We start from the raw sequence: 15,929 nt of genomic DNA, 5'->3' as shown, positions 1-15,929 counted from the left end.
TTGGCGACATCCGGAGTCACCCTGGGGCAATCCTTGGGACAGCGCGGCGTGGCGGAGGGACCGCCATGCCCTATGTTCGATGCGAACATCCGGCGATGGAGTGATGTGTGAGGCGTGCGGGGCGTGCGGAGGACAGATGAACTCGCCGCAGGGGTGGAGACGACCGCCGTCGTGACACCCGCGGCAGGCGGCTACCCGGCAGGCGGGGTAGGCGGCTACCCGGTGGACTCGGGTGACGCGGGGATCGAGGATCCGCCCCCGCGCGAACCTCCCCGCTTCTGGCCGCTCCTCCTCGTGGCCGCCGCCGTCGTGCCCGGTACCGCTCTCTTCCTCGTGGGCCAGGGCGTCAGCAAGGCCGCGTTGCAGGCCTGGCAGACGGTGTGTCTCGCCGTGATCGTGCAGGCGACCCCGTTTCTGCTGCTCGGCACGGCACTGTCCGGGGCGATCAACGCGTTCGTGCCGGAGCGGGTGTTCACACGGCTGCTGCCGAAGCGGCCCGCGCTCGCCGTGCCGGTCGCCGGAGTCGCCGGGGTCGTACTGCCTGGGTGCGAGTGCGCGTCGGTGCCGGTGGCGAACAGCCTGATCGGGCGCGGGGTCACCCCGGCCGCCGCCTTCGCCTTCCTGCTCTCCGCGCCCGCCATCAACCCGGTGGTGCTGACCGCCACCGCCATCGCCTTCCCCGGCACCCCCCTCATGGTGCTGGCCCGGCTGGTCGCCTCGCTGGTCACCGCCGCCGTGATGGGCTGGCTGTGGCTCTGGCTGGGGCGGGAGGAGTGGCTGCGGCCCGCCGTACGGCACACCGGGCACCAGCCGGGGCACAACCGCTGGACGGAGTTCCGGCGCGGCTTCCAGCACGACTTCCTCCAGGCCGGCGGTTTCCTGGTGGTCGGCGCCATGGCCGCGGCCACCTTCAACGTGGCCGTACCGCGGTCGGTGCTCGACACCTTCTCCGGTTCGCCCTGGCTGTCGGTGCTGTTCCTGGCCGCGCTGGCGGTCATCCTCGCGGTGTGCTCGGAGGCGGACGCGTTCGTGGCGTCGTCGCTCACGGGTTTCTCGCCCACCGCCCGGCTGGCGTTCATGGTGGTCGGCCCCATGGTCGACCTCAAGCTGATCGCGTTGCAGGCGGGCACGTTCGGCCGGGCCTTCGCGGCCCGCTTCTCGACCGCCACGACGGTCGTCGCGGTCCTGTGCAGTGTGCTGGTCGGAGGGGTGCTGTTGTGAGACGTCCGCTTCAGGTGACCCTGCTGGTCCTCAGCGGCCTCGGCCTGCTGCACGCCTCGCTCTTCACCGACCTGTGCCTGCGCTACGTCAAGCCCGGGATGCGGCCGCTGCTGATCGCGTCCGGGTTCGTGCTGCTGGTGCTGGGCATCGTGGAGGCTGCGACGCGGGAGGGCGGGAAGGGGCACGGCAGGCATGGCGGCCCCGCACATGGCGCCCACGCACATGGCGCCGGACCACACGACGAGTCGGAACACCACCATGGTCACGACCACTCGGCCGTCCCCCGGGTCGCCTGGCTGCTCCTGCTCCCCGCACTGAGCCTGCTCTTCTACGCCCCGCCGGCGCTCGGCGCGTACACCGCCGCCCGGCAGCCCGCCAAGGTCGTGGCGGAGCAGGACGACTTCGATCCGCTGCCGAAGACCTCACCGCTGCCCATCACGCTCACGGACTTCACCACCCGTGTGCAGCAGGACCGCACGCTGGCCATCAAGGCGCGGACCGTGGAGATGAGCGGGCTGGTCACACCCGTCCCGGGCGGCGGGAGCTGGGATCTGACCCGGATCATCATCTCCTGCTGCGCGGCCGACGCGCAGTCCGTGAAGGTGCGGATCTACAGCGAGAGCATCCCGGCCGCCAACACCTGGGTGTCCGTCACGGGCAACTGGCATCCCGGCGGGAAACTGGGCACGAAGTCCGCGCCGGTCGCGCTGGACGCCCAGACGGTGAAGAAGATCCAGCGGCCCTCGAACGGCTATCAGGACGCGCTACCCTTCCCCTCCGGCTGAACACCGGCCACCGGCTCCGGCAGGACACCGCCCACCGGCTCGGTCCGGACGCCGCCCGCCGAGTCCGGCTGTGCACCGCCCGCCGGCCGCCGGCCGCGTCCCACCTGGGAACGGACCGCCCCGATGCTCGCCGCGACGACGAGGGCGATGGCGGCCGACTGGGTGGCCGTCAGGGCCTGGTCGAGGATGAGGAAACCGGCGGTGGCGGCGATGGCCGGTTCCAGGCTCATGAGGACGGCGAAGGTGTGGGCGGGCATGCGGCGCAGCGCGAGGAGTTCGAGGGTGTAGGGCAGGACCGAGGAGAGGATCGCGACCGACGAGCCGAGGGCGACGGTGGTCGGGTCCAGCAGCCTGCTGCCGGCCTCGGCGATGCCGAGCGGGAGGATCAGCAGTGCCGCGACCGCCATGGCCAGGGCGAGGCCGTCGGCCTGCGGGAAGCGGCGGCCCGTACGGGCACTGAAGACGATATAGGTGGCCCACATGGCGCCGGCCGCCAGGGCGAGGGCGACACCTGTGGGGTCGAGATCCCCGAAGCCTCCGCCGCCGAGCAGGAAGACGCCGGCCAGGGCCAGTCCCGCCCACAGTGCGTTGATCGCACGCCGGGAGGCCAGTACGGACAGGGCGAGCGGGCCCAGCACCTCCAGGGTGACGGCGGGGCCCAACGGGATGCGGTCGACGGCCTCGTAGAAGAGGCCGTTCATCGCGCCCATGGTGATGCCGAAGACGATCACCGTGCCCCAGTCGGTGCGGGAGTGGCCGCGCAGCCGGGGCCGGCAGACGACGAGCAGGACCACGGCGGCCGCGAGGAGCCGCAGGGTCACCACGCCGAGCGCGCCCGCCCTGGGCATCAGGGTCACCGCGAGGGCGCCGCCGAACTGTACGGAGATCCCTCCGGCCAGGACCAGCCCGACGGGACCGAACGAGCCGAGCCGGCCCGGGATGCCGGTGGCGGCGGGCGCGGACACCGGGGCGGACGCGGGCGTCGGCGTCGGCTGTGAGGTGCTGGGGGTGGTCACGGGCGGTCCAGGAGATTCGTTGTTCAGTACGATGCACTTCTCAGTCCAGGGTAATGGACTTGGACAGGCGCGTGAACCCCTTATGGAACTGTCCTGGATGCTGAGATGCCGAGCCGTCGGGAAAGTCGCGAAACACGTTCGGCCTCGCCCCGTGCGCGGGGCGAGGCCGAACGTGAAACGAATCCTCGGGTGACGGCCGGACGTTACTTCACGTCGACGTAGTCGCCGGTCGCCGTCGAGGCGCCGGTGGTCGCGTTGGTCGCGAACGAGTAGCGGTAGTACCCGTCGGCCGTGGCCTTGGTGGTGGTCTTGAGGGCGCCGCCGGTGCCGGCGGTGATGGTCTTGAGGGTGGTGTAGGTGGTGCTGCCCTTCTTGCGGTACTGCAGCTGCACCTTCTGCGACGCGTAGCCGGCGTACGTGCCGGTGTTCCAGTTGGCACGCGTCAGCTTGCCGGTGACGGTGATGGTCTTGCCCTTCTTCACCGGCTCCGGGGTGGCGTCGACGGTCAGCTTGGAGGCCTTCTTGATCTTGCCGGTGCCGACGTTGTCGTCGAAGCTGGCGCTGGCGTAGAGGTCGTAGCCGCCGAGGGCGATCTTCCAGGTGCCGGCGACGCCGTTGTCCACCATGTCGACGGCCGCGTCGATGTTGAAGACGGCCTTGCAGCTGTAGACGCCGGTCTGGGTGGTCGACTCGGTGCAGACCGGGTCGTCGTCGGTGCCCAGGGCGCCGGTGATGGTGTCCGTGCTGGAGGGGTCGGTGCCCTGCCAGAGGAAGGCCTCCGTGACCGCGACACCGCTGGAGCTGGTGGCGGTGTAGGTCACGGTGACGGACTTCTTCGTGGTGGTGCCGAGGACGATGTCCTTGCCGCCGTTGACGACGCCGTCGGAGAAGGTGATGCTCCCGATCCCGTCCTTCGGCCGGACGGTCTGCGCGGAGTTCGCGGCGTGCGCGGTGCGAGCGGCGGACGCGGAGTTCGCGAAGAAGGAGCTGAGCTCCGCCTTCGCACTCGGGCCCGCCGCCGCCTGGGCGGCCACCGGAACAGCGAGCGCGGACAGCACGACCGCACCGGACAGAACGGTGGCCGCGACGCGTATACGCATGTGAATCCCCCTGGGATCGCGAGGGGCCCGGTGGGTCGCCCCCGGCCGAGCCCATTGGCGTACGCAGCCTACGAACCAAGTGGAGGATTCTTGAAGATCCCTTGTGCAATAGGTGTGTAACAACACTCATGTGACGGGCACTCACGGGAGTTCCGGCCCGTCCGGGGGGCGGCTCAGATGCCGGGCCAGGACTCCTCGTCACGGAACAGGGGCCGACCGTCGGGGAGTGTGGTGGGCACATCCGCCCCGTAGCCGGTCTCTATATGCGCCTCGTACATGGGCTGGGGCCATAGCCCTGCGGCCGCGTACACGTTGTAGTCGTACATGTTCCCGTACGGCTGCTGGTAGGCGTACCCACCGTCCCCACCGCCCTGCGCCCCCGCGTAGGAGGCCTGGGGTACTCCCACGGCCCCCACGGTTCCCACGGTCCCTGCCGCCGGTGCGCCGCCCTGGTCCACGAACAGCGGCAGCCGCAGTTCGCCGGTGTCCATCATCGCGTTGTTCTGCGAGCGGTGGAGCCGGGAGTAGGCGCCGCCGCTGGCGAGGAGTTCGTCGTGGCGGCCGGTCTCGACGATGCGGCCGCGGTCGACGACGAGGATGCGGTCGGCGTCGGGCGCGAGGTTGAGATCGTGGGTGATCATGATGGTCGTACGGCCGGTCATCAGGCGGCGCAGCGGTTTGACGACCCGGCGTGCGGCCATCGCGTCCAGGCCGGTGGTCGGCTCGTCGAGGACGAGGACGGGGGCGTCGCGCAGGATCGCGCGGGCGATGGCCAGGCGCTGGAGCTGACCGCCGGACAGCCGGGCGGAGTTGGGGTCGACCCTGGTGTCGTAGCCCTCGGGCAGCCGGACGATGAAGTCGTGGGCGTCGGCGGCCCTGGCCGCGTCCTCGATCGCCTGCTCGCTGGCGCCGGGCCGGCCGCAGGCGATGTTGGCGCGGACGGTGTCGTGCAGGACGAGGGTCTCCTGCGGGAGCAGGGTGATGTACTCGCGCAGCCGGGCCAGCGGGAAGTCGCCGAGGGGGACGCCGTCGAGGAGGACTTCGCCGCTGTCGGGGTCGTAGAAGCGGAGCAGCATCTTGGAGACGGTGGACTTGCCGGCGCCGCTGGGGCCGGTGATGATCACGAGTTCGCCGGGGCTGACGGTGAAGGAGAGGCCCTCCAGGGCGGCCCCGTCGGCGCCGGGGTAGCTGAAGCCGACGTCGCGGACCTCGATGGCGCCGTCCGGGCGGCCGGTGTCGGTGCCGGTGCCGCGCCGGGGGTCGGTGACCGACGGCCTCACGTCCAGGATCTCGATCAGCCGTTCCGCGCCCGCCGTTGCGGCGGTGACGGTGAGTCCGAGCTGGGCGAGGCCGCGCACCGGCGGGTAGAGGTAGCCGAGGAAGGCGGAGAAGGCGAGGAGCTGGCCCAGGGTCATGCGGCCGGTGGAGATCTCCCAGGCGCCGATGCCGATGACGGCGAGGACGCAGATCGTCTCGATGACCTGGACGAGCTGTTCGTAGGCCTCGTTGAGGCGGGTGGAGCGGACGGAGGCGCGGAACCAGGCGCTCGCCTCCTCGTTCAGGCGGCGGCGCTCGGCGTCACGGCGGTCGTACGCCTGCGTCAGCACGATGTTGCCGAGGGACTCCTCGACGACGGAGGTGATCGCACCGTCGGCGACCCGGCCCTCCCGCGACACGTCCTTGATGGAGCCGGAGAAGCGGCGGGCGGCCAGCCAGAACAGGGGCGCGAGGACGAAGGTGGCGGCGGCCAGGTCCCAGCGCAGCCAGAACGCGGCGGCCGCGTAGAACAGGGCGCTGAAGACGGCCGACGCGGCGCCGACCAGCCCGGACACCACCATGGTCTCGATGGCCTCGACGTCGCTGGTCAGGCGGGAGAGCAGGTCGCCCTGGCGGTGGCGCTGGAAGAAGTGCGGAGGCAGCTGCTGGACGTGGTCGAAGACATGCTCGCGCAGCCGCATGACGAAGCGTTCGGTGGTCCAGGCGGCCAGGGAGTTGCCGGCGTAGGCGACGATCGCGCCGACGATCGCGATGCCCAGCCATTTGGTCGCCGGGCTCCAGAAGGCGCTGAGCGAGCCCTTCTGCAGGGCGTGGTCGGTGAGGTCGCTGAAGAGCAGGATGGCCTCGGTCTCGGCGAGCGCGGCGATCACCGTGCACACCCAGACGATCACCAGCCAGCCGCGCAGACCGCTGGTCAGCGGCCAGAAGCGGCGGAAGGCGGCGCGGGCCGGGATGGTGGGCGTGTACTCGTCCTCGTACTCGTCGTCGTACTCGTCGCCATCGCCCCCACCGTATTCCTCGTATTTCGAGCCGGCGACTTCGTACTCGTATTCTGTGCCTTCACTCTCCTTCACGCGCATTTCACACTACCTCCGCTGTCCGACGCTGGAATTACCGAAATTCAGGAAGTGAAAAAGGACCGACGGCGAACCGTCGGTCCTTTTGCAGCTAACTCAGTCGTCCTGGCCGGGGATCGGCTTCGGAGCCGGCTTCGGGGCCCGCTTCTTGGGCTTCGGCTGCGGCGGCGGGGGCAGCTGCTTCTTGGGCTTGGGGGGCAGCGGGGCGAGCTTCTTGAGGCTCATTCCGACTCCTTGAGAGTTCGAAGTGCAATTGGTGCAGGATGGTACGAGAATTCTCTTGGGGCAACGTCCGGGGATTTCGGATCGTCATCCTCGGCAATCCCCGCCGCCCGACACCGATGAACTTACACGGCCCGAATCCCAAGCGACGGCAAAGTCGGCTCGCGAACGGCAAACAGGTGCTGTGAATACCTAGGTAACAGCTGTATAACGACCCCGAAGCTGAGAGTTCTCTTATGAACCTGAGAGCCAGCTTATGAAGCCGGGCCGGACGGGCCCCGGACAGACGTCGGCCACACCCCGGACAGTCCTCAGCGGCGGGCCATGTACAGGTCGAACGCCTTGTGGAGCAGCTTGTTGAGCGGAAAGTCCCACTCGCCCAGGTACTCCACGGCCTCCCCTCCCGCACCCACCTTGAAACGGAGCAGCCCCAGCAGGTGGTCGGACTCCTCCAGGGTGTCGGTGATGCCCCTGAAGTCGTAGACGGCGGCGCCGAGTTCATGGGCGTCGCACATCATCCGCCACTGGATGGCGTTGTTGGGCTGGACCTCGCGCCTGCGGCTGGTGGAGGCGCCGTAGGAGTACCAGACGTGGTCGCCGACGGTGAGCATGGTGGCCGCGGCGAGGATGTCGCCGTCGTGGTGGGCGAGGTAGAGGCGCATGCGGTCGGGGTGTTCGGCGGTGAGCGCGGTCCACATCCGCTGGAAGTAGGAGAGGGGGCGCGGGATGAAGCGGTCGCGCTCGGCGGTCTCCGTGTACAGGCCGTAGAAGGCGGGCAGATCCTCGTACCCGCCCCGCACCACCTTGACGCCCGCCTTCTCCGCCTTCTTCACGTTGCGCCGCCACTGCTGGTTGAGGCCGCGCTGGATGTCGTCCAACGACCGCCCCGCGAACGGCACCTGGAACACGTACCGGGGCTGCCCGGCCGCGAACCCCTCCTCCCCGCCCGGCTCCGCCTGCCGCCACCCGGTCCGGCGCAGCCGTTCGGCGAGGTCTGCGGCACGGGCGTCGTACGACGTCGGCTCCGCGTCCCCCAGCCGCCGGGCGGCCGCATCGGCGATGGCCTCCTTCACCGCCTCCGCGCTCCACCGCCGTACGACGACCGGCGGCCCCAACTTCACGGCGAACGCCCCACGCCCCTTCAGGTACGCCAGCAGCGGATCGAGCCACCGCTCCAGATCAGGGTCGTGCCAGTCGATGGCGGGCCCCTCCGGCAGATACGCCAGATACCGCTTCACCCTGGGCACCGCCCGCAACAGCACCAGCCCGGCCCCGACGACCCGCCCCTCCCCGTCGAACCACCCGAGGCTCTCCGCCTCCCAGTCCGGCTTCACGTCCCCCCACGACGGCACCTGCATATGGCTGACGGAGGGCCGGGAGCCCACGAAGGCGAGATGCTCGGCACGGGAGATGGGCTGGAGGCGAAGGGCTGCTGTCATGGGCGGTGCTCCTCGGCAGGTCGGCGACGGCTCACTGGCGATGCGCACCGGTACCGGCCAGGACGGCGGACGGAACCGGACCGGTGGCGTCGGCATCGACATCGACATCGGCGTCAACATCAACATCAACATCAAGAACAACAGACGCGGGCCTGCTGGGAATCGTTTCGGCGCGCGGGCGGGTGAGGCGTGTCGGCCGAGGAGGTGTCCGGTATCCAGGCAGGTCGGGTGAAGTCGGCTGCCGCTCGGCAACGCCCCGAGGGGGCGCGGGGCTGTATTGCCCGTGCGGCCACCGCCGCGGCGCCTTCGAGACGGCCCCGGCGTACGAGCGGGCGTGCGGGTCGCGTATGCAGAGGGTGCCGGGGCCGAGGTCGGCCCGCCGGGCGGTGTCCTCGATGTACAGGCTGCCGCTGCGGATGATGTGGACGGCGACGAGGTCGGCGCGCCCGTCGGCGTCCCCGTGCCCCGACACGCCCGCTATGGGGTCGCTGAACTTCTAGGCCTCCAGCCCCTCCGCCAGCACCTCCGCCAGGTGTCTGCCGCGCACCCCGGCCAGCTGCTCCAGCTGGGTCCGGCACGAGAAGCCGTCGGCCAGGACCACCGTGCCCGGCTCCGTCTCCCGCACCGCCGGCAGCAGCTGTTCCTCCGCGCAGGCCTTCGACACCTGGAAGTGGCCCTTCTCGAAGCCGAAGTTGCCTGCCAGACCGCAGCAGCCGCCGACCAGGTCGCCGGTGAGGGCGGCGGCCTCGCGGAGGCGGCGGTCCGGGGCGTCGCCGAGCACCGCGTGCTGGTGGCAGTGGGTCTGCCCCGTGACCGCACGGTCCAGGCGGGGCGGGGTCCAGTCGGGGGCCAGGCGTTCCAGCGCCTCCGCGAAGGTGAGCACCCGCGCGGCGAGGCGGGCCGCCCGGGGATCGTCCGGGAGCAGCTCCGGCAGGTCGGCACGGAGAGCGGCAGCACAGCTGGGCTCCAGGACGACGAACGGCGGCGGGTACGGGAACTCGTCGCCCGAGTCCGAGTCCGAGTCCAGGTCCGAGGCCGACTCCAAGGCCAGGTCCGACTCGGAGTCCGGGGCCAGGTCCGACTCGGAGTCCGGGGCCAGGTCCGACCCGGAGTCCGAGTCCAGGTCCGACGGCAGCAGCAGGAACGGCTCCAGCAGGTCCAGCGTCTGGCGCAACACCGCGCGGGCCCGGTCCAGTTGGCCCGTCGAGAGGTAGGTGAGGCCGCAACAGGCCCGGGTCCGGCGCGGGTTCAGGACGGACATGCCGTAGCCCTCCAGCCCGCCGTCGTCCGATCGCCGTGCCCTCCACCGCCGTGTCGGCAGCGGCACCACCCCCACCCCCGCCGCCTCCAGCACCCGTACGGCCGCCCGGCCCACCTCCGGTGACAGGTACTCCGTGAACGTGTCCGGCCACAGGAAGGCCAGTCGCGCCGGGAGTTCCGGTCGCCGTCCGGCCCGCGCCCGGTCCGCCCACCCCCGTAGGCGCTTGCGCTGTCGCCGCCGGTCCCAGCGGCTGAACGGCTCCGGTGCCAGACGGGGGATCCGCCGCTCCGGCGCGATTCCGCCCAGCCGCTTGGCGAGCGCCGCCAGCGGTCGTACGGAGGCGAGTGCATTGGCCAGACCCGCCGTGCGGGTACGGGCCGCCCAGCCCAGCCACCTCGGCAGCCATCCCATGCTGTAGTGGGCGGCCGGGCGCCGTCGGCCCGCGTAGTGCTGGTGCAGGAACTCCGCCTTGTACGTCGCCATGTCCACCCCGACCGGGCAGTCCGACCGGCAGCCCTTGCAGGACAGACAGAGGTCGAGGGCGTCCCGGACCTCCGTCGAGCGCCAGCCGTCCGTCACCAGCTCGCCCGCCAGCATCTCGTGCAGCAGCCGGGCCCGGCCGCGGGTCGAGTGCTCCTCCTCGCCGGTGGCCCGGAAGGACGGGCACATGACGGACGCGCCGGACGGCCCGGTCGTACGGCACTTCGCCACGCCCACGCAGCGGCGGACCGCCGCCGAGAAGTCGCCGCCGTCGGCGGGGTAGCCGAAGGCGACGGGGAGCGGCTCGCGGGGCAGGACGGCGAAGCGGAGGTTCGTGTCCAGGGGGGCGGGCCTGACCAGTACGCCCGGGTTGAGGAGGTCGTCGGGGTCCCAGATCCCCTTCGCCCGCCCGAAGAGCGTCACCAGCTCGTCGCCGTACATCCTCGGGAGGAGTTCCGCCCGCGCCAGGCCGTCCCCGTGCTCCCCGGACAGGGAGCCGCCGTGCGCCACCACCACGTCCGCCAGTTCCTCCGAGAAGCGGCGGAACCGGGCCACGCCCGCCTCGCTCAGCAGGTCGAAGTCGATACGGACGTGGACGCAGCCGTCGCCGAAGTGGCCGTACGGGGTGCCGCGCAGGCCGTGTGCCGTCAGCAGGGCACGGAAGTCACGCAGGTACGCCCCCAGGCGGGCCGGCGGTACCGCGCAGTCCTCCCACCCCGGCCAGGCCTCGCCGCCGTCCGGCATCCGCGTCGCCGTACCGGCCGCGTCCTCGCGGATGCGCCAGAGCGCACGTTGCCCGGCCGCGTCGGTGACGACCAGCGCGTCCAGGACATCCGCCGCCCGCACGACCGTCTCCGCACGCGCGCGTGCCTCCGCCGCCGTCTCGCCGCCGGTCTCGACGAACAGCCACGCACCGCCCCGGGGGAGGCCCGCGGACGACGGCACCAGGTCGGCCGCCATGCCCTCCACCGTCAGCGGCGCACAGACCAGCAGACCCGCCGCAGCCTCCGCCGCCGCGCTCTCGTCGGCGTACCCCAGCACGGCCAGCGCACGCGCGGGTGGCGACTCCACGAGCCGTACGGTCGCCTCCGTGAGGATCCCGAGGGTGCCCTCGCTGCCGCAGAAGGACCGGGCCACATCGGCGCCCTTCTCCGGCAGCAGCGCGTCCAGCGCATAGCCGGAGATACGGCGGGGCAGCTCAGGGAAGCCGGTGCGCAGCCGGGCCAGGTCGCCCGCGACCAGTTCCCGCAGGCCGTCGGGGGCGCCCGCCCAGTCCGGCCCGAGGCGCAGCCGCCGACCGCGCGCCGTGAGCACGTCCAGCTCGCGCACACTGTCCGCCGTCGTCCCCCAGGCCACGCTGTGCGACCCGCAGGAGTTGTTGCCGATCATCCCGCCGAGCGTGCAGCGGCCGTGCGTGGAGGGGTCAGGGCCGAAGCGCAGGCCGTGCGGGGCGGCGGCCTCCTGGAGGCGGTCCAGGACCAGCCCCGGCTGGACGACGGCCGTACGGGTGGCCGGGTCGAGGCCGACGAGCCGGTTCATGTGCCGGGTGAAGTCCAGGACCACGCCCGTGCCGGTCGCCTGCCCCGCGATCGAGGTGCCGCCGCCCCGGGCGACCACCGGCACACCATGGGTCCGGCACACCTCCAGTACGGCCGCCACGTCGTCCGCGTCCCGGGGGGCCACCACCCCCGCCGGGACCCGCCGGTAGTTGGACGCGTCCATGGTGACCAGCGCCCGGGACGTGACGTCGAAGCCGACCTCACCCCGGACGGCACCCCGCAGTTCCGCCTCAAGGGCCGAGACATCCGTCATGCGTCCAGGATGCATCCGCTCACGTACCGTCACCGGGACTTGTCCACAGTCGCGTCGATATCGTCGTACAACCACACAAGTCCAGGGCTCGGCGATCCCGTCTCATCCGACGGACACGTTTCCGTCCCGTTTCACCCACCGGATACCCTCCGACTCGTGGCTGACATCCAGATTCCTGCTGACATCAAGCCCGCGGACGGTCGATTCGGCGCGGGCCCCTCCAAGGTGCGGGTGGAGGCGCTGGACGCGCTGGCCGCCACCGGTACGTCCCTGCTCGGCACCTCCCACCGCCAGGCCCCGGTGAAGAACCTGGTCGGCCAGGTCCGCGAGGGCATCAGCGCCCTGTTCTCCCTCCCGGAGGGCTACGAGGTCGTCCTCGGCAACGGCGGCTCCACCGCCTTCTGGGACGTCGCCACCCACGGCCTGATCGACGCCAAGTCGCAGCACCTGAACTTCGGCGAGTTCTCCTCCAAGTTCGCCAAGGCCGCCAAGCTCGCCCCCTGGCTGGCCGAGCCCACCGTCATCGCCTCCGACCCGGGCACCCACCCGGAGCCGCAGGCCGAGGCCGGCGTCGACGTCTACGCGTTCACGCACAACGAGACCTCGACCGGTGTCGCCATGCCGATCAGGCGGGTCGCGGGCGCCGACGAGGGCGCGCTGGTCCTCGTGGACGCCACCTCCGGCGCCGGCGGCCTCCCGGTCGACATCGCCGAGACCGACGTCTACTACTTCGCCCCGCAGAAGTCCTTCGCCTCCGACGGCGGCCTGTGGATCGGCGTCTTCTCCCCGGCCGCGATCGAGCGCGCCGAGCGCATCCACGCGTCCGGCCGCCACGTCCCGGAGTTCTTCAGCCTCCCCACGGCGATCGACAACTCCCGCAAGAACCAGACGTACAACACCCCGGCCCTCGCCACCCTCTTCCTGCTCAACCAGCAGCTGGAGTGGCTCAACGGCCAGGGCGGCCTCGCCTTCTCCACCGGCCGTACGAAGGACTCCTCGACCCGCCTGTACACCTGGGCCGAGGAGAGCAAGTACGCCACCCCGTTCGTCTCGGACCCGGCCAAGCGCTCCCAGGTCATCGGCACGATCGACTTCGCCGACGAGATCGACGCGGCCGCCGTCGCCAAGGTGCTGCGCGCCAACGGCATCGTCGACACCGAGCCCTACCGCAAGCTCGGCCGCAACCAGCTCCGCATCGCGATGTTCCCGGCGATCGACCCGGCGGACGTCGAGGCGCTGACGAAGTGCGTCGACTACGTGATCGAGAAGCTGTAAGGGCCCGGCAACTCCCGTAACAAGCTGCTGGTTTGCCCGGAAGGCATGATCAAGGCAAAGCCTGCCGTGGACAGTTGAGTCTCCTTCGTCGCACACCGGACACTGTGTGCCCCATGCGACGAAGGAGATCCACGCGTACATGAACAGACCGATACCGGGCACCGTCGAGGTAGCGGTGCGCCACATCCTGAGCGACAAGGTCACGGGCTTCCTCGTCCGCACCCGCCGTATCACCTGGAAGGACAACGTCTTCCGGGTACGCCGGCCGCAGTCCGGCAAGCAGACCGTGGAGCTCACCTGCCCCGTCTGCGACGCGTCCCTGCTGGCCGAGGTCCGCACCGAGGCCCGCGCCCGCCGGACCAGGGCCGTCCTCCGCGTCCTGGCCGCCTTCTGCGCGATCGTCTTCTTCGCGGCCTTCGCCTACGCCGTCCACGAGGGCGGCAAGACGCTGCCCGAGGGCCAGTCGCTGCCGACCCTGTTCCCGGTCAGCGTCGTCTCGATCTTCGTCACGTTCGTCGCCGCTCCCGTGCTCTTCATCCGGAGCCGCGTCTACAACGGCGTCAGCCTGCTGGACGCCCCCAAACCGCGCCGCCTGCACGGCATCATGCCGGTGCGGGGCTGAGCGCCGGGCACGACGAGGGGGCGCCCGGTGCGGGTACACCGGGCGCCCCCTCGGGCTTTCACTCCCCGGCGACGAGTTTCTCGTAGGCCTTGGCGTCGAGCAGCCCGTTGGACGACGCCCCGCCCTTCGTCTTGATCTTGAAGAGCCACATCCCGTAGGGGTCGGAGTTGACCTCCTCCGGGGTCTCGACGACCTCATCGTTGATCGCGACGATCTCGCCGTCGAACGGACTGAAGATCTCGGACACCGCCTTGACCGACTCCACCGTGCCGACGGGGTCACCCGCCTGGACCGTCCTGCCGACAGCGGGCAGCTCGAAGAAGACGATGTCGCCGAGGTTCTTCTGCGCGTGATAGGTGATGCCGACGGTCATGCTGCCGTCGGCCGCGGTGCGGATCCACTCGTGGTCGTCGGTGTAGCGGAGGTCGGCGGGCACGTTGGACATGTCAGCTCCATCAGCCGTCGTGGTGCGGGTCCGGCCGCCCCTGTCGACGACCGGCGGGAACAGCCTGCTGCACCGGCGCCCAGAGCCGTGTATTTCAGGCATCCCGGTCCGCCACCCGGGTGACGGCCGCGCAGCATGCCGCCGCCGGCCGTTCGAGCGCCCGTGAACCTCGACCCGCCGGGGCGTCAGGGCGCGGGGTCACGCAACCGCTGCGGTGACGGAGCCGATCCCGCCGGTCGAGGTGACGACGACCGTCACCGTGATGGGCTGGACCCTGCTGGGCGCTCCCGTGGGCGGGACCAGCACGAAGGTCGGCTTGACGTTGAGCGTCGTGGTCCCCGCCGCCGAGAAGGGGGCGTTGATCCGCTGGGCGCCGACGAGGTAGTACTTCTTGTTGCTGGGGACGCCGACGCCGGTGGTGTCGTCAAGGCTGCTGATGATCTGGGCGGTGCCGCCGCCGGCCGCGTTGGGGAGGGTGATGACGGTGACGTCGAGGGTGCCCTGGACGTGGACCATCTCGCCCGGGACGGCGAAGCTGCCGTTGATCGGCACCCTCACCGAACGGAACTGCGGGAGGGCGGCGGCTGCGGCCCGGACCGTCCGGGTGGGCTCGGCGGTAGCGGTGCCGGCGGTCACCGGGACGGTCAGGCCCAGGGCTGCCGTGAGCAGGCAGACGTTCCCGGCCAGGCGCAGGACGTTGCGGCGCATGGGTGCTCCAATTCCGTGAAGCGGGACCCGGTCACCTGTGGCCGCCCCCCGTCCCGCGGGACGTTTTCCAGCCTGCACGGACCGGCGCGCCGCCGCCGCGCCGGTGCCCCGTACGGGTGACGCACGGAGAGTGATCAGTGACGGCGCGTGGTCGGGCGCCGCAGCCGCCGCAGCCCGAAGAGGGCGAGCACGGCGACCCCGACGACGACGGCACCGACCTTGGCCCCACCCCCCACGGAACCGCTGTCGTCCTTGCTCGCGGCCGCCGAACTCCCGCCACCCGACGGCGACGCCGTGCCCGACCCCCCGGGCACGTCCTCGGCCTGCACCGGGCTGTCGGCCCCCTCGCTCCCGTACATCAGCCTGGTCCCGTCGGCGGAGTAGCTGAGCGACTCGCCCTGCTTCTGGAGCGGGACGTCGAGCCGCCCCTCGCGCTTGATCGCACCGCCGTTCCAGTCGTAGTAGATGCCGCCGAAGTAGCCGCGTACGGCGAGCTGCTTGCCGTCGGGCGAGAAGGCCGCGTCGGTGGCCCAGAGGTCGACGGCGGCGACGGGCTTGAAGATGTTCGTACCCGTCGGGGAAAGGGTCGCCGGACCCTCGTACAGATGCCCGCCGTCCTCCTTCTTGTCGATGATGTACACCCGTCCGGTCCTGGGGTGGACGATCAGCGACTCGGCGTTCCGGGCGCCGTTGGAGTACTTGACGACGTACTGCGTGGCCCGGACGGTCTGGTCGACCAGCTTCTTCGGCTCGGGCAGCCGGTAGATCCAGACGTACGGCCAGCTGCCGTCGAGGTTGTCGCCGATGTCACCGACGTAGATCTGGTTGTCGGGGCCGATGGAGATGGCCTCGACGTCGCGGGGCGTGCCGACACCGCTGAGCGTGATCCTCGCGACGGTCTTCCCGGTCGCGCTGTCGACGGCGTAGATGTACGGCCCGTCGCCGCTGTCGTTGTGCGTCCAGTAGATACCGGGGTGCAGGTGCGAGGCGGCGAGACCGCTGGACTCCTTGATCCGCGGATCCGTGATCGTGAACCCCTTGTCGCCGGTGCCGTCGGCGGCGGAGGCGGGTGCGGCGGCGAGGGCACCCGTGAGCAGGACACCGGCGAGCAGGGCGAGCGATCGTGGACGCATGGGCCCAAGCCTGCCATCCCGCGCTGTGTCCGGTCGCGGCGGACGTGTCGGTCCTC

General features: G+C 71.1%; 13 protein-coding genes. 4 read left to right on the top strand and 9 right to left on the bottom strand.

Annotated features, from left to right (window positions below):
* Positions 1-222: 222 nt before the first annotated feature.
* Both ACFWPS_RS04845 and ACFWPS_RS04840 read left to right on the top strand, forming a co-directional pair.
* Complete coding sequence (locus ACFWPS_RS04845) at positions 223-1,221, top strand: permease (RefSeq protein WP_383701034.1); 999 nt, start codon at positions 223-225, stop codon at positions 1,219-1,221.
* Positions 1,218-2,006, top strand: a complete 789-nt coding sequence (locus ACFWPS_RS04840) for a TIGR03943 family putative permease subunit (protein WP_383700946.1) — start codon at positions 1,218-1,220, stop codon at positions 2,004-2,006. The genes ACFWPS_RS04845 and ACFWPS_RS04840 overlap by 4 nt, the downstream gene beginning before the upstream one ends.
* Here the strand turns inward: ACFWPS_RS04840 and ACFWPS_RS04835 are convergent.
* From ACFWPS_RS04835 to ACFWPS_RS04810, 6 genes are all read right to left on the bottom strand, one after another.
* Complete coding sequence (locus tag ACFWPS_RS04835; protein WP_383700943.1) at positions 1,976-3,022, bottom strand: DMT family transporter; 1,047 nt, start codon at positions 3,020-3,022, stop codon at positions 1,976-1,978. The two genes, ACFWPS_RS04840 and ACFWPS_RS04835, sit on opposite strands and share 31 nt — an antisense overlap.
* 203 nt (positions 3,023-3,225) lie before the next feature.
* Positions 3,226-4,122 (bottom strand): hypothetical protein, encoded by an 897-nt coding sequence (locus tag ACFWPS_RS04830; RefSeq protein ID WP_383700941.1) that lies wholly within the window; start codon positions 4,120-4,122, stop codon positions 3,226-3,228.
* Positions 4,123-4,295: 173 nt separating this feature from the next.
* Positions 4,296-6,479, bottom strand: a complete 2,184-nt coding sequence (locus ACFWPS_RS04825) for an ABC transporter ATP-binding protein (protein WP_383700939.1) — start codon at positions 6,477-6,479, stop codon at positions 4,296-4,298.
* A gap of 93 nt (positions 6,480-6,572) precedes the next feature.
* On the bottom strand, positions 6,573-6,701 hold the full coding sequence (locus ACFWPS_RS04820; RefSeq protein ID WP_383700937.1) for a hypothetical protein: 129 nt from the start codon (positions 6,699-6,701) through the stop codon (positions 6,573-6,575).
* 308 nt (positions 6,702-7,009) lie between these two features.
* A complete protein-coding gene (locus ACFWPS_RS04815) occupies positions 7,010-8,137 on the bottom strand; it encodes a lipid II:glycine glycyltransferase FemX (protein WP_383700935.1) in 1,128 nt (375 codons plus the stop codon).
* Positions 8,138-8,633: 496 nt separating this feature from the next.
* Complete coding sequence (locus ACFWPS_RS04810) at positions 8,634-11,690, bottom strand: FAD-binding and (Fe-S)-binding domain-containing protein (RefSeq protein WP_383700933.1); 3,057 nt, start codon at positions 11,688-11,690, stop codon at positions 8,634-8,636.
* Positions 11,691-11,846: 156 nt separating this feature from the next.
* On the opposite strand from ACFWPS_RS04810, the gene serC reads away from it, so the two are divergent.
* Positions 11,847-12,965 carry a phosphoserine transaminase gene (serC, locus tag ACFWPS_RS04805; RefSeq protein WP_383700931.1) on the top strand — a complete coding sequence of 373 codons (1,119 nt, stop codon included), beginning with the start codon at positions 11,847-11,849 and terminating at the stop codon, positions 12,963-12,965.
* Between the two features lie 139 nt (positions 12,966-13,104).
* Positions 13,105-13,587, top strand: coding sequence for a hypothetical protein (locus ACFWPS_RS04800; protein WP_383700929.1), 483 nt, complete (start codon positions 13,105-13,107; stop codon positions 13,585-13,587).
* A 58-nt stretch (positions 13,588-13,645) separates the two neighbouring features.
* Here the strand turns inward: ACFWPS_RS04800 and gcvH are convergent, their stop codons facing one another.
* The 3 genes from gcvH to ACFWPS_RS04785 all read right to left on the bottom strand — a co-directional run bounded on the left by gcvH (position 13,646) and on the right by ACFWPS_RS04785 (position 15,873).
* A complete protein-coding gene (gene gcvH / locus ACFWPS_RS04795; protein ID WP_383700927.1) occupies positions 13,646-14,032 on the bottom strand; it encodes a glycine cleavage system protein GcvH in 387 nt (128 codons plus the stop codon).
* Positions 14,033-14,230: 198 nt separating this feature from the next.
* Positions 14,231-14,740, bottom strand: coding sequence for a hypothetical protein (locus ACFWPS_RS04790; protein ID WP_383700925.1), 510 nt, complete (start codon positions 14,738-14,740; stop codon positions 14,231-14,233).
* A 134-nt stretch (positions 14,741-14,874) separates the two neighbouring features.
* Complete coding sequence (locus tag ACFWPS_RS04785) at positions 14,875-15,873, bottom strand: WD40 repeat domain-containing protein (protein WP_383700923.1); 999 nt, start codon at positions 15,871-15,873, stop codon at positions 14,875-14,877.
* Between the last annotated feature and the right edge of the window lie 56 nt (positions 15,874-15,929).

The organism is Streptomyces sp. NPDC058457, from assembly GCF_042720695.1.
Taxonomy (GTDB): Bacteria; Actinomycetota; Actinomycetes; order Streptomycetales; family Streptomycetaceae; genus Streptomyces.
This window is presented reverse-complemented; position numbering and strand designations above follow the sequence as displayed.